The following is a 25,714-nucleotide window of genomic DNA, read 5'->3' as shown; positions in this document are numbered from 1 at the left end:
GCGGTAGACAGGAAAAGCGGCCGGAGGCCGTCCACGTCGCTTCGGAGAGGATGACATTGCCGGGGGTCGCATTGCCGGACGAAACAGTGCCGGGGGACACGGGGCCAGGGGACACCGGGCCAGGGGACAGGGACGACACGGGGCAGGGGGACGCGCGGCCCGGGACCGCGTCCTGGCGGTTGCTGGTCGCGTACATCAGGCCCCACCGCAGGGCGCTGCTGCTGGGCGGGGTACTCAGCCTCGTCGGCTCGCTGGCCGGGCTGGCGATGCCGCTCCTGGCCAAGACGGTCATCGACGCCTTCGGCGAGCAGCGCTCCCTGCTCGGCCCGGTGCTCGGACTGACCGCCGCCGTGCTCCTGGGCGCGGCCATCGGCGCGCTGGGCAGTTACGTGCTGGAACGGATGGGCGAGGGCATCGTCTTCTCCGCCCGCCGTACCCTGGTCGACCGGATGCTACGGCTGCGGGTGTCCGAGGTCGACCGGCTCAAGCCGGGTGACCTGATGTCCCGGGTGACCTCCGACACCACGCTGCTGCGGGCGGTGTTCACCAACGGCGTGGTCGAGACGGTCAGCTCACTGTTCATGCTCGTGGGCGCCGTGGTGATGATGGCGGTCATCGACGGGGTGCTGCTGCTCATCACGCTGGGAGTGCTGGTCGTGGTCGGCGGGTTCGTCAGCCTGATCATGCCCCGCATCCAGCGCGCCTCGATGCAGGCGCAGGTCGCGGTCGGCGAGATGGGCGCGGTCCTCGACCGGGTGCTCCAGGCGTTCCGCACGGTCAAGGCCAGCGGCGCCGAGGAGCGGGAGATCGCCGCGGTGGGTGAGGCGGCCCGAGAGGCGCGCGACCGCGGGATCGCCGTCGCGTGGCTGACCTCGATCGCCGGTGTCTCGGCGTGGGTGTCCGCGCAGCTGGCCTTCGTGGCCGTGCTCGGCGTGGGCGGTGCGCGGGTCTCCTCGGGCTCGCTGGAGGTCTCCTCGCTGATCGCCTTCCTGCTGTACCTGTTCTACCTGGTCGCCCCCATCGGCCAGCTGGTCAACGGTTTCACCCAGGTGCAGAACGGCCTGGCCGCGGTGAAGCGGATCCGCGAGATCGAGGAACTGCCCGCCGAGAAGGCGGACAGCGCGGTGTACGAGGTCGGCAGGGCCCCGGCCGGGGTCGTCTTCGAGGGCGTCGCCTTCCGCTACGGCGACGACAGGCCGGTCGTCCACGACGACGTCTCCTTCGAGGTGCTCGCGGGCGGGCTGACCGCCCTGGTGGGGCCCTCGGGGGCGGGCAAGTCCACCGTCTTCGCCCTGCTGGAGCGGTTCTACGAGCAGCGGGCGGGGACGATCACGATCGACGGCCGCGACATCGCGGACTGGCCGCTCGCCGAGCTGCGCGCCTGCCTCGGCTACGTCGAGCAGGACGCGCCGGTGCTGGACGGGACGCTCAGGGAGAACCTCGTCTTCGCCGCGCCGGGCGTGGACGAGGCCGACATCTGGCGGGTCCTCGCCCGCACCCGGCTGGAGGACCTGGTCTCCCGGCTTCCCGAGGGGCTGGAGACCCGGGTCGGCCATCGGGGGATCATGCTCTCCGGCGGCGAGCGCCAGCGGGTCGCCATCGCCCGCGCCCTGCTGCGCAGCCCCCGGCTCCTGCTGCTCGACGAGGCCACCTCCCAGCTCGACGCGGTCAACGAGCTGCGGCTCCGCGAGGTGATCGCGGAGGTGGCGGCGGAGACGACCGTGCTGGTGATCGCCCATCGCCTCTCCACCGTGGCGGGGGCCGACCGGATCGTGGTGATGGAGGCGGGCCGGGTGCGGGCCGTGGGCACCCACGACGAGCTGCTCGCCGACGACGCCCTCTACCGCGAGCTGGCCACCACCCAGTTCCTGCTGCCCACCTAGGGTCGCACCCCGGTTCCGGCCTCCGCCGGAGCCACCGGCCGCGGTTCCCGTTGCCCACCTGGTCCTGCGGTCACTGGCTCGGTTGCGTAAATTCATATCGCCCATAAAGGAATAATTCGGACAGTGGGCCGGGGGGCTGATTCGCTGTCCGGTGAATCGGGAATCCCCGCCTGTGCGAAGCCTCTCCTTCGCATCGGAGCGCCCATCGGGCGCTCGCCGCATTCGATCACCCGGTCCCGTCCGTGCGGGACGAGGACCCGGGGCGTGACGATCGTTACGGCCACCACCGGGGTGTCGCGGGCGTGCTGCCCGCGGCACCCCCTTTTTCGGGTTGACCTGTAGCCTCCGGGTGACCAAATATGAATACGTTCATTCATTCCTGAGGGGGAGGTCGGGCATGTCCGGCAGCCGGATCGTGCGCGCGCCGCGCGGTACCACGCTCACCGCCAAGGGGTGGCCGCAGGAGGCGGCGCTCCGCATGATCCAGAACAATCTCGATCCCGAGGTCGCCGAGCATCCGGAACAGCTCGTCGTCTACGGCGGCTCGGGCAAGGCCGCCCGCGACTGGCGCTCCTTCGACGCGATCACCCGTACCCTGACCACCCTGGAGGGCGACGAGACGCTGCTGGTGCAGTCGGGCCGCCCCGTCGGGGTGTTCCGCACCCACGAGTGGGCCCCCCGGGTGCTCATCGCCAACTCCAACCTGGTGCCCGACTGGGCCAACTGGGAGGAGTTCCGGCGCCTGGAGGCCGCCGGGCTGACCATGTACGGGCAGATGACGGCCGGCTCCTGGATCTACATCGGCACCCAGGGCATCCTGCAGGGCACCTACGAGACCTTCGGGGCCGTGGCCGCCAAGCGGTTCGGCGGGAGCCTCGCCGGGACGATCACGCTGACCGCCGGGCTCGGCGGCATGGGCGGCGCCCAGCCGCTGGCCGTGACCATGAACGGCGGCGTGGCGATCTGCGTCGACTGCGACCCCAGGTCGATCGACCGGCGGATCGAGCACCGCTATCTGGACGTCCGCGCCGCCGGCCTCGACGAGGCGCTGCGCCTGGCGTACGAGGCCCGCGACCAGCGCAGGCCGCTGAGCATCGGCGTCGAGGGCAACGCGGCCGAGGTCGTGCCCGAGTTGCTGCGCAGGGGCGCCGAGATCGACGTCGTCACCGACCAGACGTCCGCCCACGACCCGCTGATGTACCTGCCGATCGGCGTGGCCTTCGAGGACATGGCCGACGAGCGGGAGAAGGACCCGGCGGGCTTCACCCGCAGGGCCCGCGAGGCCATGGCCGCCCACGTGGAGGCCATGGTCGGTTTCCAGGACGCCGGAGCCGAGGTCTTCGACTACGGCAACTCGATCCGGGGCGAGGCCCAGCTCGCGGGCTACACCCGCGCGTTCGACTTCCCCGGTTTCGTGCCCGCCTACATCCGGCCGCTGTTCTCCGAGGGCAAGGGCCCGTTCCGCTGGGCCGCGCTGTCCGGCGCCGCCTCCGACATCGCCAAGACCGACCGCGCGATCCTGGAGCTGTTCCCCGACAACGAGCCGCTCGCCAGGTGGATCCGGCTGGCCGGGGAGAAGGTCCACTTCCAGGGACTGCCCGCCCGCATCTGCTGGCTCGGGTACGGCGAGCGTCACCTGGCCGGGGAGCGGTTCAACGACATGGTGGCCTCGGGGGAGATCGAGGCCCCGCTGGTGATCGGCCGCGACCACCTCGACTGCGGCAGTGTCGCGAGCCCGTACCGGGAGACCGAGGGCATGGCCGACGGCTCCGACGCGATCGCCGACTGGCCGCTGCTGAACGCCATGCTCAACGTCGCCTCCGGCGCCGCGTGGGTCTCCATCCACCACGGCGGCGGCGTCGGCATCGGCCGTTCCATCCACGCCGGGCAGGTCACCGTGGCCGACGGCACCAGGCTCGGCGCCGAGAAGCTCAACCGGGTCCTCACCAACGACCCGGGCACGGGGGTCATCCGGCACGTCGACGCCGGGTACGACGAGGCCGTCACCGTGGCCGAGGAGCGAGGCGTGCGCATCCCGATGCGCGAGTCCTGACCGGGCGCGGGTCCTGACCGGGGGCACGCGGGTCGTGACCGCGCCGTACGTGCGTCGATCCGCGTCCCGGTCCCCGTCGGGTCCGCGCCCTGGCCCGTACGGTCCGCGTCCCGATCCGCGTCTTGGTCCCGTGCCGATCGGCGTCCTGGCCCCCGTCCCGGCTCCCGTGCGCCGTGCCGTCTCCCGATTCCGGGGCGTGATTCCTCCGGGCGCCGCTCGCTTCCTCCCGCACGGGTGTATGAACGACATCGGGGCGGGACGGGGGAGGGAATCGCGTGGGCCTTCGAGCGGTTGGAGGGGGCGTGGGTGACGGACTCGATCGGCTTCTGGAGGGGCGACGGCTGTCGCCCGTCCAGCGGCGGATCGCGCGCTACCTGGGCGACCACCTGTCCGAGGCCGTCTTCCTGTCCAGCGTGGAGCTGGCCGACCGGGCCGGGGTGAGCCAGCCGTCGGTGACGAGGTTCGCGGTGGTCCTCGGTTTCGCGGGATACCCCGAGCTCAGGCAGGCGCTGCGGCCCCTCGTCGTGGGCGGCAGGAAACCGTCGAGGGCCAACGACCTGCAGACCGCGATCGACGTGGAGATCGACAACCTGCGGAGCGTGCGCGACACGCTGAGCGACCCCTCCGACCTCGCGGAGCTGGGTGCCAACCTGGCCGGCTGCGAGCCCCTGCCGGTGCTGGGCCTGCGGGTGTCGAGCGGGCTGGCGACCACGTTCGCCTACTTCGCCCGCCGGATCCACCCCGACGTCCGCCTGCTGACCCACGGCGGCTCGGAGCTGGCCGACGGGTTGCACGCCGCGCGCCGGGCGGGGGCCGGCTGGCTGGTCGCGGTGATCCTGCCCCGCTACCCGGCCGAGGCGGTGCAGGCCCTGCGGGGCGCCCGCGACCTCGGCCTGCGTACGGCGGTGATCACCGACCGGAGGGACGTGCCCTTCGAGGCCGACGTGGTGCTGGCCGCCCCCGTCGGCGAGCGGCTGGTCTTCGACTCGCACGCGGCGCCGCTGGCCCTGGCCATGGTGCTGGTGGAGGCCATGGCCGACGCGGCACCGCTGCGCACGCAGGCCCGGCTGGAGGAGTACGAGCGGATGACCGACCAGGCCGGGGTCTTCACCGAGCAGCTCGACTGACGGCGCGAGGGCATCCACGCGAGAACGTTCTGGCGGTGACGCCGGAGCGCCCCGGACCGGAGACGTTTCGTCCCGGGTGAGGTGGTTGCGGGGTGAGTGGGGAATCAGTGCCCGAGTAGGGTGATTGTCATGTCCGCACGCCCTACCGCGCTGGTCACCGGCGCCTCCAGAGGGGTCGGCGCCGCGATCGCCCGCGCCCTGGCTCCCACGCACGACCTGCTGCTCGGCGGCCGCGACACCGAGGCGCTGGCCGGGATGATCCCCGAACTGCCCGGCGCGCGGCCCTGGCCGGTGGAGCTCACCACCGTCACGGAGGCCGACGTCGCCGGCATCGACCGGCTCGACGTGCTGGTGCACAGCGCGGGCGTGGTGACCCTGGGACGTGTCGAGGAGACCCCGGCCGAGGTGTGGCGGCGCACGATGGAGATCAACGTGATCGCGGTGGCCGAGCTGACCCGGCTGCTGCTGCCCGCGCTCCGCGCGGCGCGCGGCCACGTGGTGCTGATCAACTCCGGGGCGGGGCAGCGGGCCAACCCGAACTGGATCTCCTACTCGGCCAGCAAGCACGCGCTGCGCGCCTTCGCCGACGGGCTCCGCCTGGAGGAGCCCGAGCTCCAGGTCACCACGATCTACCCGGGGCGGGTCGCCACCGACATGCAGCGCGAGGTGCGGGCCAGCGAGGGCGGCCCCTACCAGCCGGAGAACTACCTCGACCCGGACTCGGTGGCCCGGGTGGCGCTGACGGCCCTGACCGCGTCCTCCGACGCCCACATCACCGAGATCACCGTCCGTCCCGCCGCCGGGCCCCCGAACTGAGAGCGGTGCGACCGGGCCGAGGGCGCGCAGCGCGTGCTTGCTGGCCGAGGATGCGACTGGGCCGAAGGTGCGGCGGGCTCGCCATTGAATGAACCCATTCACATAATGGGAGGGTGTTCGACGAGATGTGGGGTGCCATAGAGCACCTCGGACGTGACGGCCGGACCCGCGGCTACCTGCGAGACGCGTGGTCGCCCGCGGATCTGGAACTTCGGCGATGGTTCGGGCAGGAGGCCGCCAGGCGCGGCCTCGACCTGAGAGAGGACCGCAACGGCAACCTGTGGGCCTGGTGGGGCGACCCGTCGGCCCGGCCCGGCGTGGTCACCGGCAGTCACCTCGACTCGGTGCGGCAGGGCGGCGCCTTCGACGGCCCGCTCGGCGTCGTGTCGGCCTTCGCCGCCCTCGACCTGCTGCGGGCCAGGGACTTCCGGCCCGCACGCCCGCTGGGAATCGCCTGCTTCACCGACGAGGAGGGCGCCCGGTTCGGCGTCCCCTGCGTCGGATCGCGCCTGCTGACCGGGATCCTCGACCCGGACAGGGCGCGCGCCCTGAAGGACGACGAGGGCGACTCGCTGGCCGAGGTGCTGCGCGGGGCCGGGCGCGACCCCGGCGGGCTGGGCCGGGACGAGGAGACCCTGCGGCACATCGGTGTCTTCGTCGAACTCCACGTCGAGCAGGGACAGGACCTGGTCCACCGGGACGCCCAGGTCGGCGTCGCCTCGGCCATCTGGCCGCACGGCCGCTGGCGGTTCGACTTCCACGGCCAGGCCAACCACGCGGGCACCACCCGCCTGGCCGACCGCGACGACCCGATGCTGCCCTTCGCCCGTACCGTCCTGCACGCCCGCCAGGCCGCCGAGCGCAACGGCGTGCTCGCCACCTTCGGCAAGACGCGCGTGTCACCCAACAACGCCAACGCCGTGCCCGGCCTGGTCAGTGCCTGGCTGGACGCCAGGGGCGGCGACGAGAACGCGGTCAGGGCGCTGGTCGACGAGCTGACCGACTTCTCCGGCGCCGAGGTGACCGTCGAGTCGTGGACCCCGGTCGTCGACTTCGACGCGGTCCTGCGGGAGCGGGTCGCGGTCGCCGCCGGGAACGCGGTCGCCGCGGGGAACGCGGCTGGGAACGCGGCCGCGGCCGGGGGCGCGCCCGTCCTGCCGACCGGCGCCGGACACGACGCGGGCATCCTGGCGTCCGCGGGTGTGCCCAGTGCGATGGTGTTCGTCCGTAATCCAACGGGCATCTCTCATTCTCCGGAGGAACACGCGGACAGGGCCGACTGCCATGCCGGGGTCACCGCCCTCGCCGCCGTTGTGGAGGACCTGTGCGGGAGCTGAGCTACTGGTGCGAGCTGGCCTGGCTGCCGCCGGGCGAGGTCGTCGCGGGGGTGCTCGTCAGGGTCAGGGACACCCTGATCGCCGAGATCGTCACCGGCGTGGCGGCCCCGCCCGGCGGAGCCGTCCGGCTGGCCGGGCTCACCATCCCCGGGCTGGCCAACGCGCACTCCCACGCCTTCCACCGCGCCCTGCGCGGGGTGACGCAGCGGGAGAAGGGCAGCTTCTGGACCTGGCGTGAGCAGATGTACGGCCTGGCGGGCAGGCTCGACCCCGGCTCCTACCTCAGGCTCGCCAGGGCCACGTTCGCCGAGATGGCGCTGGCCGGGATCACCTGCGTGGGAGAGTTCCACTACCTGCACCACGGGCCGGACGGCAGGCCGTACGACGACCCGAACGCCATGGGACACGCGCTCGTCCAGGCCGCGCGGGAGGCGGGGCTGCGCATCGCGCTGCTGGACGCCTGCTACCTGACCGGCGGCGTCGGCACCCCGCTGAGCGGTGTGCAGCGGCGGTTCGGCGACAGGGACATCGACGGGTGGGCCGCGCGGGCGGAGGCGCTCGCGGCCGGCTACCGGGGCGAGCGGGACGTGGAGATCGGCGTGGCCGTGCACTCGGTCCGCGCGGTCAGGGCCGAGCAGATCCCCGTGGTCGCCGAGTTCTCCCGGCACCACGGGGTCCCGCTGCACGCCCACGTCTCCGAGCAGCGCGCGGAGAACGCCGCCTGCGTGGATGCCTACGCCGCGACCCCGGTCCAGCTGCTGGAGGCGCACGGCGCGCTCGGCCCCCGCTCGACCGCCGTACACGCCACGCACCTGTCGGACGTGGACGTCGCGCTGCTCGGCGCCTCCGGCACGCGCGTGTGCATGTGCCCGACGACCGAACGCGACCTCGCCGACGGCATCGGACCGGCCAGGAGGCTGTTCGAGGCGGGCGCGCCCATCACGCTCGGCTCGGACAGCCACGCGGTCGTCGACCTGTTCGAGGAGGCCCGCGCGGTCGAGCTGGACGAGCGGCTGGCCACCGAGCAGCGCGGCCACTGGTCGGCCGCCGAGCTCCTGAACGCCGCCACGGCCGCGGGGCACGACTCGCTCGGCTTCGCCTGCGCGGGCATGCTCGTCCCCGGCGCGTGGGCGGACCTGGTGTCGGTGCGCCTCGACTCGGTCCGCACGGCCGGAGCCGCCCCGGCGCACCTGGCCGAGACCGTGATCTTCGCCGCCACGGCCGCCGACGTGCACTCCGTGGTGTCCGGCGGGCGCCACGTGGTCGTCGACGGCAGGCACGCCCTCGGCGACGTGGGCACCATGCTCGCCGAGGCGATCGCCGAGGCGCGAGAGGAGAAGTCGGTATGACGAGCGAGGACCGGCCGGTGACGAGCACCCTTTTCGACCGCATCGGCCTGCTCTACACGGGCGACCCGGCGCGGGAGGAGATCGAGAACGCGGCGCTCGTCGTCGAGGGCGGCGAGGTGGTGTGGGCAGGGCCCGCCGGCGCGGCTCCGTGCGCCGACGAGCGGGTGGACGTGGACGGGCGCTGCGTGATCCCGGGCTTCGTCGACAGCCACGCCCACCTCGTCTTCGCGGGTGACCGCACGGCCGAGTTCGCCGCCCGCATGGCGGGCCGCCCGTACACGGCGGGAGGCATCCGTACGACGGTGTCGGCCACCCGCGCCGCCTCCGACGCCGAGCTCGTGACGCGCACCGCCACCCTGGTCGCCGAGATGCTCGCCCAGGGGACGACCACGGTCGAGATCAAGAGCGGCTACGGCCTCACGGTCGACGACGAGCGCCGGTCACTGGAGATCGCGCGGGGGTTCACCGAGGAGACCACCTACCTGGGCGCGCACGTCGTCCCCCCCGACGCCTCCTCGGCCGACGAGTACGTCCGCACCGTCACCGGGGAGATGCTGGAGGCCTGCGCGCCGCACGCCCGGTGGGTCGATGTGTTCTGCGAGCGCGGGGCCTTCGACGCCGACCAGAGCAGGGAGATCCTCCTTGCCGGGGTGAAGGCGGGGCTGCTGCCGCGGATCCACGCCAACCAGCTGGGCGAGGGGCCGGGGGTGCGGATCGCCGCCGAGGTGGGCGCGGCCTCCGCCGACCACTGCACCCACCTGAGCGACGACGACGTCTCGGCGCTGTCGTCGTCGGGGGTGGTGGCCACCCTGCTGCCCGGCGCGGAGTTCTCCACCCGCTCGCCCTACCCGGACGCCCGCCGCCTGCTGGACGCCGGGGTGACGGTCGCGCTGGCCACCGACTGCAACCCCGGCTCCTCCTTCACCTCCTCCATGCCGTTCTGCGTGGCGCTGGCGGTCCGCGAGATGCGGATGACGCCGCTGGAGGCGATCAGGGCCGCCACGCACGGAGGGGCCAGGGCGCTGCGCCGCGGGGACGTCGGCACGCTGCGGGTGGGAAGCAGCGGGGATCTGGTGATTCTTGACACACCCACGTACGTCCATCTCGCCTACCGGCCGGGGGTGCCGCTGGTGACGCAGGTGTGGAAGCGGGGCCGCCGCCTGGTTTGAGCCTCCTTGCGGGGGTTAGTTGCGGGCCTTGGCGGCACGTCAGGAAACCTCCTCCTTGAGGAGGAAATCCAAACCATTCTCCAGGCGTACTTTTTGAGGGAATCTTTGCCCTGGCACGTCCGTTGAAAAGACAAGCGATGTGGCTGCGCGCACGGGGCGTCAAGCGAGCGAGTGGACACGTCATAAGCAGGCGGAGCGAGGTGCCATCGGATGGCAAGGCCGACGGGGAATCGGACGCAGGATCAGCATGTCTCTGATCGAGACCTGCTCGGGACCTACCTGGCAGAAATCGGACGGGTGCCCCTGCTCACCGCGGAGGAAGAGGTCGAACTCGCCAAGCGGATCGAGGCGGGTCTCTTCGCCGAGCAGTTGCTGGACGGTGGGTTGGGTGGATTGACGGAGCCGCGGATCGGGGACGCGGCCGATGAGGAGCTCGAACGACTGGCCGTTTCCGGGCGGAGGGCCAAGGATGAATTCATCCAGGCCAATCTACGTCTTGTGGTGGCCGTCGCGCGCAAATATTCGGGGCGGGGAATGCCGCTGATCGATCTGGTCCAGGAGGGAAACCTGGGGTTGGTCCGCGCGGTTGAGAAGTTCGACTATCGGCGTGGTTACAAGTTCTCGACATATGCCACGTGGTGGATCAGGCAGTCGGTGGGGCGCGCCATCCACGAGCAGGCCCGGCCGGTGCGCCTGCCCACCCACGCGGGCGAGCAGATGACCAGGCTGATGCGGGTCCGCCGCGACATGCTGGCCGAGTTCGACCAGGAGCCGACCGACGCCGACCTGGCGACGGTGCTCGAACTTCCCATCGAGCGGGTCCGTGAGCTCCGCCGCTGGGCCTCCGACCCCGTCTCCCTGCAACTGGGCGTGGGCGACGAGGACGAGACCGAGCTCGGCGACATGATCGCCGACGACACGTGGGCCGATCCCGAGCAGCAGGCGATGGACATCCTGGAGCGCGAGCGCCTGGAGGTGTGGCTGACCGGGCTGGAGGGGCAGACCCGCGAGATGCTCCGCTGGCGCTACGGCCTGATGGACGGCCGCGAGCACACGCTGACCGAGGTCGGCGAGCGCTACGGCATCGGCCGCGACCGCGCCCGCCGGATCGAGCGTGACGCTCTGGCCCGGCTGCGGAAGATGGCCACGGCCGCCTGATTCCCACGATCCGGCACGGTCCGTTTGGACCGTGCCGGATCGGTTTTTCTGACGCGTTTCGCGGCGGGTTCTGTTGCTGTGGCGGTTCCGTGGCTGTTCGGGCTGTGGTGGGCTTCATTGCCGTTCACGCTTGGTCGGTCCCATGGTTGTTCGCGCTGTGGTCGGCTCCATGGCTGTTCAGGTCGTGGTGCGCCACCGGTCACGTCGGTAGGTTCCGTCGCCGTTCACGCTGCGGTGGGCGGGTGCTCCGGACGGCCGTCTCAGTTGCGCTCCGGTGATCCAGGCCTCCGGCCTGCGCGGGCGTGGTGGTTACGGGCCTCTTTCAAGCCGTCCGGAACACCCGCCCACCTCCGCTGCACGCCTTTTGGCCGTACGGCGTGCGGACCGTAGTGGTTTTCTCTCCGGCCGCCCAGGTTCTCTGCGCGGCTGAAGCGATCCGTACGGGAGCGCTCGGTGTGGGGCGCCGTAGCTGAAGCTCCACCTCGGAAAGGAGCGCAGGGCGGGGCGCCGTACCGCGTCACGGTGACGTGAGGTCGAACTGCGCCCACACCACGTGGCCCACGGCCTGGGTGCCTCGATACCCGACTTCGGAGGCCAGGGCCGCCACCGTCAGGAGACCTCGGCCGTTCTCCTCGTCCCCGGCCGGACATCGCTGCCGCCGGGTTTTGGGCGTTCCACCCCAGCCACAGTCATAGACGGCGACACGGACGGTCGTGGTCTTGCGGATGACCTCGACGATGAAGGAGCCGTGGGCCTTCCCGCTGGCGGTGTGGCGCATCGCGTTGCCGACGAGTTCGGAGACGACCAACTCGGCGTCTTCACGACAGGGTGAGTCGTCCAGCAGGAAACGAACGAACTGGCGAGCCCGTGGGGCCTGATCAAGACGTCCCATGAAGGTCCGCCGCCAGGTCAGGCCGCCGGGGCGGATCGCCACCATCGCATGGATCAGCTCGGGACGGGGCACGGCCGGTTCGCTGGTCGTGGATGGTCGATGAGCGAGGTCAGCCATTGGGGCTCTCCGTTCGGCTCGACGAGATCGGGCGCTCATCTCCCACGACATCCCATGTGACGACGGAACGGCAGAGCCCGTACATACTGCGAAAGATCATTTGCGCACCTTGCAAAATCGGCGGGGAAAGAGATGTGCGCGCTGCTCCTCAAGGTGACGGTCCGCTTACGATGAGATCCCTTCCCTGGATCAGGTGGCCCATGGTGGAGACGCGAAGGCATGACATGTCGCAGCCCCCGAGGCGCGACGCGGTCGCCGCGCACGACTACGGGAAAGTGGTACGGCTCGCCCGCCGAGCCCGAGGTCTGACGCAGCAGGAGCTCGGTGTCCGGGCGGGTTACTCGGCCGCGACGATTTCGCGGCTGGAAACCGGGCATCAGGTGTTGGACGACATCACCACGCTTCGCATCCTTGCCCGCGTGCTTGACATTCCGCCGTCGTGGCTGGGGCTGTCGTCCCCGCTCGCGTCGGAGGGTCCTCCGGTGGGCCGGAGCGCCCACCCTCGTTTCACGACCGCGCCCGTTAGTGTTGAACCTCACCTGGCAGGGGAGGATGACGCCGTGAAGCGACGCCGGTTTCTCGCCGGGCTCACCGGTCTGACCGGGGCGGCCCTCCTCGCGGGGCCTCAGGAGGCGGCCGATGCCGCGACGATGGCCCAGCGTCTCGAACGGTTTCTCACCATGGACACCGCCGGAAGCCCGGCGACCGTCACCCAGTTGCGTGCGGCTTTGGACGTGGCGCGCACGACATTCGACGCCTGCCGGTACGGCGACCTGTCGGCCATGCTTCCGAAAGTCGCCACCGCCGCGCAGGCCACCCTCGCCCAGGTCGAAGGGCGTGAACGTGACCAGGTGAACGCCTGTCTCGCGGATGCCTACATGCTCACCAGCGAGCTCGCGGTCAAGCTCAACCAGGACGGCATGGCCTGGGTGGCCGCCGACAGGGCCCTCGCCATGGCCACCTTCTCGGGTGACCCGTTCGCGGTCGCCGGTGCCTCCCGTGCTGTGGCGATCGCCATGCGGCGCCAGGGGCGTCATGAGGGAGCGGTCGGCATGCTCACGCGTACCGCGCTCGACCTGGGGGTGGACAGGGGAACGCCGGAGTCGCAGACCCTCCAGGTCTATGCCGCTCTGCTGTGCACCGCCGCCTATTCCTGCGCCCAGAACGGTCTGAGGGCCCAGTCGCTCGATCTGATCGGGGAAGCGGAGCAGGCGGCGGGCCGTCTTCCCGAGGCCACGTCGCGAGGGAGGCTCCCGACGCCCGCGAACGTCGCGGTGTATCGGGTCGGCATTCATACCGCCCTCGGTGAGCCGGGGGTGGCTCTCGACCACGCCCGTGGGGTGAACCACCGCCTTCTCACCACCCCTGAACGTCGTGCCCGCTGGTGCGTTGACACGGCTCGCGCCTGGGAGCAGTTCGGCCGCAGGGACCGGGCGGTGACCGCGTTGCTCGCGGCGGAACGGACCGCCCCTCAGGAGATCCGCCGGCCGGCGGTGTCCACGCTGATCTCGGGGATGAGGTACGGCGCGGGCCCGGTCCCCTCGGAGCTTCACGCGCTGGCCATCCGCAATGGCCTGAACTGACACGGGTCGGACTGCTTCATGGTTTGTGGTGCTATGTCCCGCGTTTTTTAGCTGCATTAAGAGGATTTAAGCTACTTTCACGTGATTTTTCCGTTCTCGAAAACGCCCGGCATCGCCGCTGGGATTACCTCGCCGCTTCCGGGTGGACAATCACGCTAAATCGGATATTTATGGTATGTGGATTGGCCGGGGTGTCTTCATGGGTCCGGTTGTGTGGCGGGTCGGCCACTACGGAGAGCCTTGATGTTCGCCGTCATCGCCAACAATGGATCTCTTATTCTGGCATATTAGGTCAAATGGGGACTTAATTTGCGTATTGTAACGCGAGCTTTGACCATTTACCGTGTTTTGTATGTCAGACATCTCTCGACGTAGCGCAATTGCCGCATTGGCTCCCGCGGTCGGAGCCGCTGTCGCCGCGCAGCTGACCGGGAGGCCGGCGATTTCGGCCCCCGATCCGGGCGGCCACCAGCATTTTCCGGCACACACCGCGGGGTCCGCGCACGCCGGTTTCAGGTCGGGAACCCGGGTGGACAATGGAAAGAACGGGTTTCATCCGACGGCGCTCCTCCGTGATTTCGACAGGGGGAGAACGTCTGCGCTGTCCGGCGGAAGGACGCTTCGAGAATGGACATTGGTGGCTCGAGAGAAGCCGATCGAGGTGGCTCCCGGAGTCGTGTTCCCCGCCTGGACCTATAACGACAGGATTCCCGGACCCACACTTCGCGCGAATGAGGGTGACCGCCTGAGAATCACTCTCGTCAATTACTCGGCGCACGCGCACACGATTCACTTTCACGGCCTGCACGCGGCGGAGGTCGACGGGGTCGCGGGAATAGGCCTCGGCCTGGTCCAGCCGGGCGGGCGGACGGTGTACGAGTTCGACGCGGAGCCGTTCGGCGTGCATCTGTACCACTGCCACGTGACGCCGCTCGCCGCCCACATCGCCAAGGGCCTGTACGGCGCCTTCGTCATCGACCCGAAGGGCTCGCGCGCCGAGGCCGACGAACTGGTGATGGTCATGAACGGGTTCGACACCGATTTCGATCGCTCGAACGAGCTGTACGCGGTCAACACCATCCCCTTCGCGTACATGGGAGAGCCGGTGAAGGTGACCGTCGGCGAGCTGGTGAGGATCTATCTCGTCAACATCCTTGAATACGATCTCGTCAACTCCTTCCATGTCCACGGAAACTTCTTCGACTGGTACCCGACCGGCACGTCACCGCGCCCGGCGGAGCACACCGACACCGTGATGCTGTGCCAGGGCCAGCGGGGAATTCTCGAGATGACGTTTTCCCGCCAGGGGCGCTTCATGTTCCACGCGCACCAGTCGGAGTTCGCCGAGCTCGGCTGGATGGGCCTCTTCGAGGCCGATTGCGGCGGCACCGCCTCCACCGGCTGCGAGAGGAACCGGTGACGTGGAGGACCGCCGAGCACGTCATCCGGGTGGGAGCCGCGTCAGCACATGGCTGCTCGGTCTCCTGCCGTTGTGCGTCATCGCGCTGGCCGTCGCGGGTCTCGCCGTCCTGGACGGCCCCGGCCTGGCCGCGCGCAACGGCCCTCCGGCCGAGGAGCTCACGGTGGAGCGGACGATCCTCGGCGCGGGCTCCATCGAGTTGATCGTGCGCAACCAGGGCGCCGATCCCGTCTCCGTCGTCCAGGTCGCGGTCAACGACGCCTTCACCGACTTCCGGATGAGCGAACCGGAGATCGGCCGCCTCGGCTCCGCCAACGTCCGGATCACCTACCCGTGGGTCGACGCGGAGGCCTACGAGGTGACGCTCCTCACCTCCACCGGAGGCGTCGCCACCCACGGCATCCCCGTCGCTGTCAGAACCCCCGACCCGTCCGGATTCCTCGGCCTGATGACGATCCTGGGGACGTACGTCGGGGTGATCCCCGTCGCCATCGGGATGCTCTGGCTGCCGTGGCTACGGCGAGTGCCTCCCTCCTGGATCCGCGCCCTGATGGCACTGACCATCGGTCTGCTCGCCTGGCTGGCGATCGACGCGGCGCTCGAAGGCATGGAGGTCGCCGACGCCGGTGCGAGCGGGCTCGGCGGCGCCGGGCTCGTGGCGATGGGCGCCGTCGCCGCGTACCTGCTGCTGTCCGGCGTGCACGCCTGGATGGCCGCGCGACCGGGACAGGCGGGCGGCCACCGCCTGGCGCTGCTCGTGTCCGTCGGCATCGGCCTGCACAACCTCGGTGAAGGACTCGCGATCGGCTCGGCCTACGCCGTCGGCGCGCTCGCCCTCGGGGCGACGCTCGTCGTCGGCTTCACGATCCACAACACCACCGAGGGCCTCGCCATCGTCGCCCCGGTCAGCGAGGAACGCGTCTCACCGCCGCGACTGGCACTCCTGGGCCTCATCGCGGGCAGCCCTGCCATCCTCGGCGCCTGGCTCGGCGCCGCCACGGTGCAACCCGCGATCGCCGCGCTGCTGCTGGGCCTGGGCGTCGGCGCGATCGTGCAGGTGATAGTTCAGATCGCGCCGTCGGTACGTGATCACACTGGACGGCTGCTGCACCCTCTCGGCATCACCGGCATCCTCACCGGAATGGCCCTCATGTACGCCACGGGGCTCCTGACCTGACCCCGCGAGACAGCGTGGGGACCTGCCCGGCGATCATTGAAGCGGTGCGTCATCACCGGCTTCGGCGAAGCCGGTGACATCGTCCGTGCCGTACTCGTCCTCCCACTCCGTACTTAACAGAATCATCGAAAATCGCGGAGATCACCCTGTTGTGCGGTGAGAAGGACGGCACGGTTTTTACGGTGCTCGCCGTGCGCTCCTTTCGAAAGTGACGCTTCAGTTACGGCGGCTCGCCCTGAACGGTCTCGTACGGATTGCTTCAGCCGCACACCGTTCACCGGGCGGCCGGAGAGTGAGCCACTACGGTCGCACGCCGTACGGCGGGAGCGTGCGCAGCGGAGGTGGGCGGGTGTTCCGGACGGCTTAAAAGAGCCCGTAACCGTCGCGCCTGAGCAGGCCGGAGGCCTGGATCACCGGAGCGCAACCGAGACGGCCGTCCGGAGCACCCGCCCACCGCAGCGTGAATGGCGCCGGAGCCGATCAAGATCACACGGGGTCCTGGCCAGGGGTTACGGCCCTACCTATATGTCCGGCTCAAGGGGACACGGCGGGCGTGGCGACGGCCAGGAGCAAGGGCTTCCAAGCTCCCGGGAACCGTCAAGCGCGGTCCACCTGGGCGCTTTTACGGTCAACTGCAAGTCATGGCACGCCTCGTCCGAAACACGTCTGAAACACCACGCGGCCGAGATTCACAGATGTGAAACACACAAGGTCGCACCTTGAAACGGTGGAAGAACACGCTGTGGCGCAACGTCAGTGCGCGGCCGGTCGATGGAGCCCAGGAAGCGATCACTGCCCGTGAAACCGGCAAAACGCCAATTGGAAGGAGGGTCGCTTCGCATGGAGATCGATAGCGGCTCCACAGCCTGGATGCTCGCGAGTACCGCACTCGTCCTGCTCATGACACCGGGTCTCGCGTTCTTCTACGGGGGCATGACCAGGGCCAAGAGCGTTCTCAACATGATGATGATGTCGTGGGTCAGCATCATCGTCGTGACGATCGCCTGGGTTCTCTACGGCCACTCGCTGGCCTTCGACACCGTCGGGGACGGTTCGGGGTTCCTTAACAAGATCATCGGTGGACTCGACAACATCGGTCTGAGCGGAATGGTCGAGACCGCGACCAAGGACGACGGCACGGGCATGCCGAGCCTGGTCTTCTCGGCGTTCCAGATGACTTTCGCGATCATTACGGTCGCGCTGATCAGCGGAGCGCTCGCCGACCGCGTGAAGTTCGGCGCCTGGGTCGTCTTCGCCATCGTCTGGGCGACGCTCGTCTACTTCCCCGTGGCCCACTGGGTGTGGGGCGGCGGCTGGCTGAGCAGCCTCGGCATCGAGGACTTCGCCGGTGGCACGGTCGTCCACATCAACGCCGGTGCCGCGGCCCTGGCGGTCGCCCTGGTGATCGGCAAGCGCGTCGGCTGGCGCAAGGATCCGATGCGGCCGCACAACCTCACGCTGGTCCTTCTCGGTGCCGGCCTCCTGTGGTTCGGCTGGTTCGGCTTCAACGCGGGCTCCGAGCTCGCCGTCGACGGCACGACCGGCCTGGCCTTCATGAACACCCAGATCGCCACCGCCGTCGCGGCGGGCGCCTGGATCCTCGTCGAGAAGCTCCGCGACGGTCACTCCACCACCCTGGGCGTCGCCTCCGGCGCGGTGTCCGGCCTGGTGGCGATCACCCCGGCCTGCGGTTTCGTCGACCCCTGGGCGGCGTTCCTGATCGGCGCGCTCGCCGGTGTCGCCTGCGCCTACGCGGTCGGCCTGAAGTACAAGCTGGGCTACGACGACTCCCTCGACGTGGTCGGCGTCCACCTCGTCGGCGGTGTCGTGGGTGCGGTGGCGCTGGGCTTCGTCGCCGCCTACCCGTTCGCCGACGGCCAGGAGAAGGGCCTCTTCTACGGCGGCCCGATCTCCCAGCTCGGGGTGCAGGTGCTCGGTCCCGTCGCGGTCGGCGCCTACTCCTTCATCGTCTCGTGGATCCTCGCTAAGATCATCGACAAGACGATGGGCTTCCGTATCACGCAGGAAGACGAGATCACCGGCGTCGACATCACCTCCCACGCCGAGACCGGTTACGACCTCGGCACCATCCACTCCTCGGGTGTGGCCGCCGTCAACGGTCCGGCCCCCACCCCGGCGTCTAAGAAGGTGGACGCATGAGACTCATCACAGCGATTATCAAGCCGTTCAAGCTCGACGACGTGAAAGCGGCCCTGGAGCAGTTCGGGGTCAAGGGCATGACGGTCAGCGAGGCCAGCGGCTACGGCCGCCAGCGCGGTCACACCGAGGTCTACCGCGGCGCCGAGTACCAGGTCGACCTGGTGCCCAAGGTCCGCCTCGAAGTGCTCGCCGAGGAGGAGGACGCCGAGGACGTCATCGACGTCATCGTCAAGGCCTCGCAGACCGGCAAGATCGGTGACGGCAAGGTCTGGTCCGTTCCGGTGGACACGGTCGTTCGCGTCCGCACCGGGGAACGCGGACCCGAGGCGCTCTAACCGGTGAGAGGCGACACGCGCTCGTACGCCGCGGCCCGTAAGGAACGGGCCGCGGACATCGACCGCTGGCTGACGGACCTGGTCCGCACCGCGGTCGGCACGCCGTACGGGCCCAACGGGGGAACGACGAGAAACGACGAGCGCGGCGCCCTCACCGGAGTCGCGCTCGTCGCGGTCGGGAGTCTCGGACGCTCCGAGCTCGCGCCGGGCAGCGACCTCGACCTGGTCCTGCTCCACGACGGCCGGGAGGACGTGGCGCGCGTCGCCGACCGCATCTGGTACCCGATCTGGGACTCCGGGGTGGGGCTCGACCACTCGGTGCGGACGGTGGACGAGGCGGCCAAGGTCGCCAGGGAGGACCTCAAGGCGGTCCTCGGCCTGATCCAGGCACGGCACGTGGCGGGAGACCCGGAGCTGACCCGCTCGGCGCGCGAGATCGTGCTCGCCGAGTGGCGTGCCGACTCCCGGCGCCGCCTGGGCGAGTTGCGCGACGCCGCCGACAAGCGGGCGGAGGCCAGCGGTGAGCTGGCGTTCCTGCTCGAACCCGACCTTAAGGATTCCCGCGGCGGCATCCGCGACGTGCAGGCGATGCAGGCCGTGGCGGCGGCCTGGGTCGCCTCGGCGCCCGGCCCCCGGGTGCGCGAGGCCTACGAGCTCCTGCTCGACATCCGGCACGGCCTGCACCTGGTGACCGCCCGCGGCGCAGACAGGCTGGTGCTCCAGGAACAGGACGCCGTCGCCGGGATGCTCGGCCTGCTCGACGCCGAGGCGCTGATGCGCAGGCTCGCCGAGGCAGCCAGGACGATCGGGCACGCCTTCGACGCCACCTGGCGCACCGTCGACCGGTTGCTGACCGGCCCCACCCCCCGCGGCCGCCGCCCGCTCGCCGACGGCGTCGTCGAGCACGGTGGAGAGGTCGTGCTCGCCCGGGGGGTCAACCCGCGCAAGGACCCGGTCCTGGTGCTGCGCGCCGCCGCCGCGGCGGCCGAGGCGGGGCTGCCGCTGGCACCCGCCACGGTCACCACGCTGGCCTCCCAGTCGCCGCCGCTGCCCGTGCCCTGGCCGGACGAGGCGCGTGACGCGCTGGTGGCACTGCTGGGCGCCGGTCGCGCGGCCGTGCCGGTCTGGGAGGAGCTGGACCAGGCGGGGGTGCTGGTCCGCCTGCTGCCCGACTGGGAGCGGGTGCGGCACCGCCCGCAGCGCAACCCGGTGCACCGCTACACCGTCGACCGGCACCTGATCGAGGCCGCCGCCGGAGCCGCCTCGTTCACCCGCGAGGTCTCCCGGCCCGACCTGCTGCTCATATCGGCGCTCCTGCACGACATCGGCAAGGGATATCCCGGCGACCACTCCACCACCGGCGCCGTCGTCGCCCGCGACATCGGGGCCCGGATGGGCCTGCCCCCGGCCGACGTCGACATCCTGGAGACCGTGGTCCGCCACCATCTGCTGCTGCCCGAGACGGCCACCCGCCGCGACCTGGACGACCCGGTGACGATCTCCCGGGTGGCCGAGGCCGTCGGCTCGCGCGAGGTTCTCGAGCTGCTGGCGGCCCTCGCCGTGGCCGACGGCCACGCCACCGGGCCCGCCGCCTGGAACTCGTGGAAGGCCTCGCTCGTCGCCGACCTGGTACGCCGAGTCCGCTCGGCGCTCTCGGGAACCCCGCTGCGCCCCGCGCCGTCCCTCTCGGTGGAGCAGGCGTCCCTGGCCCGCCACGGCGGCGGCGCCGTACGCGTCAACGGGGGAGCGGTCACCGTGGTCGCGCCCGACCGCGCCGGGCTGCTCTGGCGCGCGGCTGGGGTGCTGGCCGCGCACCGGATGGTGGTCCGCGCCGCGTCGGCCGCCTCGGCGGGGGCGACCGCCGTGATCGAGTTCTCGGTCGTGCCCGAGTACGGCTCGCCGCCCGACCCCGCGACGCTGGAGGCCGACCTGCGCCTGGTGCTGGCCGGCCGCCTCGACATCGAGCAACGCCTGGCCAGGAGGACGAGGTCGATGCGCCCGGCCCGGGTGCCGGTGGCGCCGCCGAGGGTGAACCTGGTGGACGACGCGTCCAACACCGCGACCGTCATCGAGGTGCGGGCCCATGACCGTCCGGGACTTTTGTGGCGGATTGGTAGAGCATTCGGTGAATGTGGCCTTGACGTACGGGCTGCCCGTGTGGAGACTCTCGGCGCAGAGGCGGTGGACGTCTTCTACGTGGTCGACAGAGCCGGCCGCCCGCTGACCGACGAGGTACAGCGGGCGCAGGTGCGCGATCAGGTGCTGGCTGCCCTGCGGTAACCGTAAAAAATCGGTCCCTCGTCGCCTTCGTAACGATTAAAGTCGCTATGTCGGTTTTGCCGATTCTTTCCCATGACCTTGTGGTCTGATGTTGTCCACTTGTGTCGTGATTGAGGGGTAGCGAGAGCGGTGACTACGGCGACATCCGAAAGCGGAGGTGCTTCGGCACCCGACCGTGGCAAGCGGCCTGCCGCCCGGTTCGGCTTGAAAAACTGGCGTGTCCGTTCGCGTCTGACGGCCCTGATCCTGGTGCCGACGGCGGTGGGCGTCGTGCTCGCCGGCACGCGCGTGGTGGCCTCCGTGGACAGCGTGGCCGGATACCAGCGGACCGCCACCGCCGCGGAGTACTCGGGCGGTCTCCGTGACCTGGCCCAGGCGCTCGGGTTGGAACGTGACCGAGGCGCGTGGTCGTCGTTCCAGCCTTCGAACAAGGGCTTGAAGGAGAGTTCCGACGCGCAGCGCAGGACCGTGGACGCGCTGGCCAGGAAGGTGCGGCTGGAAGTCCAGGCGATCGACGACTCCTACGGCGCCCGGGTCGTCGAGGCGGCCAGGAACGTGGCCTACCAGCTGGAGGGCCTTCCGGAGCTGCGCCGTCTGCCGGGCATCAATCGTGTGGAACGGTACAGTTCCATGATCGCCCCGCTGCTGACGCTCCACGAGGAGCTCACGCTGGTCAGTGACGACCCGGAGATCATCGGCAACACCCGCGCGCTCAGCGCCCTGGCGTACGCCAAGGAGGAGGTCTCCAAGCAGCGCGCCCGGCTGCTGGCCGGCTACTACGCGCCCTCGCTGATCAATCCGCAGGAGGTCGAGAAGTTCATCGCCTCCCGCTCCCGGATGGACGAGTACGAGGCGGACTTCGGCGTCGAGGCGAGCCCGGACAACGCCCAGCTCCTCGTCACCGCCCTGATCGACGAGCGGGTCCACCGGGCCGAGCTGATCAAGGCCAGAGTGATCGTGCTCGCCAGCAATCCCGCGCGCACCGGGCGGCTGCTGTCCGACTTCAACGAGGTCAAGCAGTGGTTCTCGGACAACAGCGTGGTCCTCGACCGGATGCGGAAGGTCGAGACCCAGGTCGCCGGTGACGTGGTCACCCGGGCCAGGGACCTGGAGGACGCCGAGCAGCGCAACGCGATCATCACCGCCGGGCTCATCCTGCTTCTGCTCCTGCTGGTGCTCGGCCTCACGGTCGTCATCGCCCGCTCGATGGTGACGCCGCTGCGCCGCCTGCGCGCCGAGGCGCTGGAGGTGGCGAGCTTCCGGCTTCCCGAGGTCGTGCGGCGCCTGCGGGTCTCCGGTGACACCCGGGAACCCGACGTCGATCCCATCTCGGTCGACACCAGCGACGAGATCGGGGAGGTCGCCAAGGCCTTCGACGAGGTTCACCGGCAGGCCGTGCGCCTGGCCTCGGAGGAGTCCGAGCTCCGCTCCAACATCAGCGCGATGTTCGTCAACCTGTCGCGGCGCACGCAGACCCTGGTCGAGCGGCAGATCTCGCTGATCGACGGCCTGGAGAAGGGCGAGGAGGACGGCAGCCGGCTGGCCGACCTGTTCAGGCTCGACCACCTGGCCACCCGCATGCGCCGCAACTCCGAGAACCTCCTGGTCCTCGCCGGTCACGAGCCGACCCGCAGGCGGAGCCAGCCGGCCAAGCTCGTCGACGTCGTCCGCGCCTCCCTGTCGGAGGTCGAGGACTACGAGCGGGTCCAGGTCAAGGTGCACCGCACCATCTCGGTCGCGGGCAGCGCCGCCAACGACATCGTGCACCTGGTCGCCGAGCTGGTGGAGAACGCCCTGCAGTTCTCCCCCCGGGCCAGCCAGGTCGTGGTCTCCAGCAGCGTGATCGAGGGCGGCGGCGCGCTGCTCGCGGTGAGCGACCCAGGCATCGGCATGACCCACGAGGAACTCGTCGAGACGAACCGCCGGCTGGCGGACCCGCCCGTCGTCGACGTCTCGGTGTCACGGCGCATGGGCCTGTTCGTGGTCGGCCGCCTGGCGCTGCGCCACGGCATCCGGGTCCAGCTGCGCCCGCAGGAGGGCGGCGGTCTCGTCGCCATGGTCCTGTTCCCGCCGGAGCTCGTCGTCCAGGCGGTCCAGCCGGTCCAGACGCCCTCCTGGGGGGCCGAGCAGGCTCTCTCGCAGGACCTCTTCGCCCAGACGCCCGCGGGTCGCCCGGCCGGTCGGCAGCCCTCGTACGGGCAGTCCCGGCCCGGGTTCGGACACACCCACCCCTCGTTCGAGCAGGGACAGTCCCCGTTCGGGTCGAATCCCTTCGGGCAGGCGTCGTACGGGCAGGCCTCGTTCGGTCAGGAGGCATTCGGTCAGGAGGCGTTCGGTCAGGAGGCGTTCGGTCAGACGTCCGTGGACGCGCCCCCGTTCGGTTCCGCTCCGCCGTTCGGTGCCCCCCCGGCCCCGGGAATCGCCTCCGGCCCGCCCGGTGGCCCGGCCAGGAGCGGCCCGCCGCTGCCCAAGCGACAGGTCAACGGCAACGGCAACGGCAACGGCGCTCCCGTCTCCGACTTCTCCGCCTGGAGCCAGTCCTCGTACGAGGACACGGCGGTGGGCGCGATGCCCGCGGTGGGCGTCTCCCCGCTCGAGGCCGAGCAGGAGGAGTACCTGCCCATCTTCGCCTCGATCGAGTCGGCCTGGTTCCGCCGGGCGGAGGGGCCGGGCGAGCAGCCGGTCACGGGCGGATCCCCGGGACAGGTGCCATCTTCCGGACCGGAGAGCGAGCTCTACGATCCGGAGGCGGCGTGGGGGGAGGAGCCGACGCCCCCGACCGGCATGCCGGTCCGCGAGACGGCTCGCGACACACCGCCGACGAGGGAGCAGGTGAGGGCGGTGGCGGCCGAGCCGGACAGCTGGAACACCCCCGCCGACGCCGGGTGGCGGGCCGCCCAGGCGGCGAGTGAGCCCGCGCTCGGCGGGGTGACCGCCGCGGGCCTGCCCAAGCGCACCCCCAAGGCGAATCTCGTACCCGGTACGGCCGCAGCCGTGCCGTCCAGCCCCATGCCACCCATGTCACCGGACAGGGTGCGCAGCCGTCTGTCCAGCTTCCAGCAGGGTGTACGGCGGGGCCGTGCCGAAGTAGTCGATACCACCACCAGGAGCCTGGTGGACAAGGAGGAGGGCTCGTGACGACCCTGAGTCATGAGGCACGCAGGTTCGACTGGCTGATCACCGAGTTCGTCCGCGGCACGCCAGGTGTCGCGCACGCGGTGTGCGTCTCCGCCGACGGGCTGAGGATCGCCAGTTCCGAGGGGTTTCCTCCCGACAGGGCCGACCAGCTCGCCGCCGTCGCGGCGGGCCTGCTCAGCCTGACGGTGGGCGCCTCCCGCGTGTTCGAGGGAGGCGCCGTCACCCAGACGGTGGTCGAGATGGAGCGTGGCCTGCTGCTGGTCATGGCGATCAGCGACGGCTCCGTGCTCGCCGTACTGGCCTCTCCCGACTGTGACATGGGTTTGGTGGCGTACCAGATGACCCTGCTCGTCGACAGGGCCGGACAGGTGCTCACCCCGGCGCTCCGCGCCGAGCTGCAGTCCTCCCGGGGCCGGTGATGATCGCGCTCACGCCCGGTCTCCTCACGGGAGAGGCTCGTGCTCGGGATTGACGGAACCGGGGACGACGAGCCCCTGTTCCGTCCGTACGCCGTCACCGGCGGCAGGTCGGAGCCGCGCTTCCACATGGCGATGGAGGCGCTGGTCTCCTCCTCCTTCATCCTGGAGGAGGACCTGGCTCTGCTCACCCCCGAGCAGGATGCGATCATCAGGCTCTGCCGTTCGTACCGGTCGGTCGCCGAGATCTCGGCTCTGCTGAAGGTGCCGCTCGGCGTGGCCCGCGTGCTGGTGGCGGATATGGTCGACGAGGGCTTCGTCCGCATCCACCAGCCGCATCTCAACGAGGGACAACCGGACCTCAACATGCTCGAAAGGGTTCTCAGTGGACTTCGCAGGCTCTAGCCAGGGTGGCCTGACGTCAACGAAGATCGTTGTCGCGGGTGGGTTCGGCGTCGGCAAGACCACGTTCGTGGGGGCGGTGTCGGAGATCGTGCCGCTGACCACGGAGGCGGTGATGACCGACGCCAGCGCCGGGATCGACGACCTTGGGCTGACTCCCCACAAGACCACCACCACGGTCGCGATGGACTTCGGCCGTCTCTCGCTGGACCGGGACCTGATCCTGTACCTGTTCGGTACGCCGGGTCAGCACCGGTTCTGGTTCATGTGGGACGACCTGGTCCGCGGCGCGATCGGCGCGGTGGTCCTGATCGACACCCGGCGGCTGGCCGACGGCTTCCCGGCGATCGACTACTTCGAGGAGGCCAAGCTCCCCTTCGTGGTCGGTGTCAACGGCTGGAACGGCGAGTTCCCGCACCACGAGGAGGAGGTGCGCGAGGCGCTGACGCTGGCCCCGCACATCCCCGTGGTACGGACCGATGCCCGCTCCCGCGACTCGGTGAAGAGCACGCTGATCACCCTGGTCGAGCACGTGCTGCGGGTCCGCACGGCCTACGGCACGTCGGTGTAGCCACGCTTTCCGTTGCTTGTGAGTGTGCTTTGGTAAGCACACTCACAGGCAGCTTCCGGCTTGCGCCGGAGCGTTCCCCGTGTCCGGGGTTCCCGTTTCGCCGGTGCGCGCCCGGCACGGGTGCCGGGTCCTACCGCTCCTCCACGGGCGTTTCGCGTCTCCCCGCAACTCTGGGCGACGTCGGCCGCGAGCGCGGCCAGATTCAGCGCGGCATTGAGATCCCGCCCCAGGGCAAGGCCGCACTCGGCGCAGGTGTAGGTGCGTTCGGACAGGGCGAGCTTGGCTTTCACCGCGCCGCAACCCGAACAGGTCTTACTACTGGGGAACCACC

The 25,714-nt window shown here is 70.4% G+C and carries 20 protein-coding genes and 1 pseudogene; 19 read left to right on the top strand and 2 right to left on the bottom strand.

Annotated elements, in window-relative coordinates; translation table 11 throughout:
- The first annotated feature begins 71 nt into the window (after window positions 1-71).
- The 8 genes from ACTOQ2_RS05865 (at window position 72) to ACTOQ2_RS05830 (ending at window position 10,892) form a co-directional block, all read left to right on the top strand.
- Window positions 72-1,883, top strand: coding sequence for an ABC transporter ATP-binding protein (locus ACTOQ2_RS05865; protein WP_440098695.1), 1,812 nt, complete (start codon window positions 72-74; stop codon window positions 1,881-1,883).
- A gap of 397 nt (window positions 1,884-2,280) precedes the next feature.
- Window positions 2,281-3,936 (top strand): urocanate hydratase, encoded by a 1,656-nt coding sequence (gene hutU, locus ACTOQ2_RS05860; protein WP_440098694.1) that lies wholly within the window; start codon window positions 2,281-2,283, stop codon window positions 3,934-3,936.
- A gap of 302 nt (window positions 3,937-4,238) precedes the next feature.
- Window positions 4,239-5,063, top strand: coding sequence for a MurR/RpiR family transcriptional regulator (locus ACTOQ2_RS05855; protein WP_440098693.1), 825 nt, complete (start codon window positions 4,239-4,241; stop codon window positions 5,061-5,063).
- Between the two features lie 129 nt (window positions 5,064-5,192).
- The gene (locus ACTOQ2_RS05850) at window positions 5,193-5,879 is read left to right on the top strand and encodes an SDR family oxidoreductase (protein ID WP_440098692.1); all 687 of its coding nucleotides are present in this window, start codon (window positions 5,193-5,195) and stop codon (window positions 5,877-5,879) included.
- A 125-nt stretch (window positions 5,880-6,004) separates the two neighbouring features.
- On the top strand, window positions 6,005-7,216 hold the full coding sequence (locus ACTOQ2_RS05845; protein WP_440099071.1) for an allantoate amidohydrolase: 1,212 nt from the start codon (window positions 6,005-6,007) through the stop codon (window positions 7,214-7,216).
- Window positions 7,204-8,565 (top strand): formimidoylglutamate deiminase, encoded by a 1,362-nt coding sequence (locus tag ACTOQ2_RS05840; protein ID WP_440098691.1) that lies wholly within the window; start codon window positions 7,204-7,206, stop codon window positions 8,563-8,565. Before ACTOQ2_RS05845 ends, ACTOQ2_RS05840 begins: the two co-directional genes overlap by 13 nt.
- Window positions 8,562-9,734, top strand: a complete 1,173-nt coding sequence (gene hutI / locus ACTOQ2_RS05835) for an imidazolonepropionase (RefSeq protein WP_440098690.1) — start codon at window positions 8,562-8,564, stop codon at window positions 9,732-9,734. Before ACTOQ2_RS05840 ends, hutI begins: the two co-directional genes overlap by 4 nt.
- Before the next feature lie 210 nt (window positions 9,735-9,944).
- Entirely contained in the window at window positions 9,945-10,892 is a 948-nt protein-coding gene (locus ACTOQ2_RS05830) for a sigma-70 family RNA polymerase sigma factor (protein ID WP_362680216.1), read from the top strand.
- Window positions 10,893-11,409: 517 nt separating this feature from the next.
- Here ACTOQ2_RS05830 and ACTOQ2_RS05825 read toward each other — a convergent pair.
- On the bottom strand, window positions 11,410-11,901 hold the full coding sequence (locus tag ACTOQ2_RS05825) for an ATP-binding protein (RefSeq protein WP_440098689.1): 492 nt from the start codon (window positions 11,899-11,901) through the stop codon (window positions 11,410-11,412).
- Between ACTOQ2_RS05825 and ACTOQ2_RS05820 the strand changes: the two are divergent.
- The 11 genes and pseudogenes from ACTOQ2_RS05820 to ACTOQ2_RS05770 all read left to right on the top strand — a co-directional run.
- Window positions 11,877-12,335: pseudogene (locus ACTOQ2_RS05820) on the top strand (helix-turn-helix domain-containing protein); the annotation flags it as partial. The gene ACTOQ2_RS05825 and the pseudogene ACTOQ2_RS05820 overlap by 25 nt on opposite strands.
- Before the next feature lie 126 nt (window positions 12,336-12,461).
- The gene (locus ACTOQ2_RS05815) at window positions 12,462-13,484 is read left to right on the top strand and encodes a hypothetical protein (RefSeq protein ID WP_440099087.1); all 1,023 of its coding nucleotides are present in this window, start codon (window positions 12,462-12,464) and stop codon (window positions 13,482-13,484) included.
- A 352-nt stretch (window positions 13,485-13,836) separates the two neighbouring features.
- Entirely contained in the window at window positions 13,837-14,904 is a 1,068-nt protein-coding gene (locus ACTOQ2_RS05810; protein WP_440098688.1) for a multicopper oxidase domain-containing protein, read from the top strand.
- Window position 14,905: 1 nt separating this feature from the next.
- A complete protein-coding gene (locus tag ACTOQ2_RS05805; protein WP_440098687.1) occupies window positions 14,906-16,081 on the top strand; it encodes a ZIP family metal transporter in 1,176 nt (391 codons plus the stop codon).
- Between the two features lie 840 nt (window positions 16,082-16,921).
- A complete protein-coding gene (locus ACTOQ2_RS05800; RefSeq protein WP_440098686.1) occupies window positions 16,922-18,241 on the top strand; it encodes an ammonium transporter in 1,320 nt (439 codons plus the stop codon).
- Window positions 18,238-18,576, top strand: a complete 339-nt coding sequence (locus ACTOQ2_RS05795) for a P-II family nitrogen regulator (RefSeq protein ID WP_329091194.1) — start codon at window positions 18,238-18,240, stop codon at window positions 18,574-18,576. Before ACTOQ2_RS05800 ends, ACTOQ2_RS05795 begins: the two co-directional genes overlap by 4 nt.
- A 3-nt stretch (window positions 18,577-18,579) precedes the next feature.
- A complete protein-coding gene (locus ACTOQ2_RS05790) occupies window positions 18,580-20,856 on the top strand; it encodes a [protein-PII] uridylyltransferase (protein WP_440098685.1) in 2,277 nt (758 codons plus the stop codon).
- 249 nt (window positions 20,857-21,105) lie between these two features.
- On the top strand, window positions 21,106-23,994 hold the full coding sequence (locus tag ACTOQ2_RS05785) for a nitrate- and nitrite sensing domain-containing protein (protein ID WP_440098684.1): 2,889 nt from the start codon (window positions 21,106-21,108) through the stop codon (window positions 23,992-23,994).
- The gene (locus tag ACTOQ2_RS05780) at window positions 23,991-24,413 is read left to right on the top strand and encodes a roadblock/LC7 domain-containing protein (protein ID WP_440086912.1); all 423 of its coding nucleotides are present in this window, start codon (window positions 23,991-23,993) and stop codon (window positions 24,411-24,413) included. The genes ACTOQ2_RS05785 and ACTOQ2_RS05780 overlap by 4 nt, the downstream gene beginning before the upstream one ends.
- Window positions 24,414-24,452: 39 nt before the next feature.
- The gene (locus ACTOQ2_RS05775) at window positions 24,453-24,815 is read left to right on the top strand and encodes a DUF742 domain-containing protein (RefSeq protein WP_440071233.1); all 363 of its coding nucleotides are present in this window, start codon (window positions 24,453-24,455) and stop codon (window positions 24,813-24,815) included.
- Window positions 24,796-25,383: a GTP-binding protein gene (locus ACTOQ2_RS05770; RefSeq protein WP_329091201.1), complete on the top strand. Its 588-nt coding sequence runs from the start codon at window positions 24,796-24,798 to the stop codon at window positions 25,381-25,383. Before ACTOQ2_RS05775 ends, ACTOQ2_RS05770 begins: the two co-directional genes overlap by 20 nt.
- Here ACTOQ2_RS05770 and ACTOQ2_RS05765 read toward each other — a convergent pair.
- Window positions 25,365-25,714: zinc ribbon domain-containing protein (locus ACTOQ2_RS05765; RefSeq protein ID WP_440098683.1), on the bottom strand; the 350-nt coding region annotated here is incomplete at its 5' end. The two genes, ACTOQ2_RS05770 and ACTOQ2_RS05765, sit on opposite strands and share 19 nt — an antisense overlap.

Origin of the sequence: Streptosporangium sp. H16 (assembly GCF_051918855.1) — a bacterium.
Classification (GTDB): domain Bacteria; phylum Actinomycetota; class Actinomycetes; order Streptosporangiales; family Streptosporangiaceae; genus Streptosporangium.
Note: the sequence above shows the minus strand (reverse complement) of the source record. Positions and strands in the feature narration are given on the sequence as shown.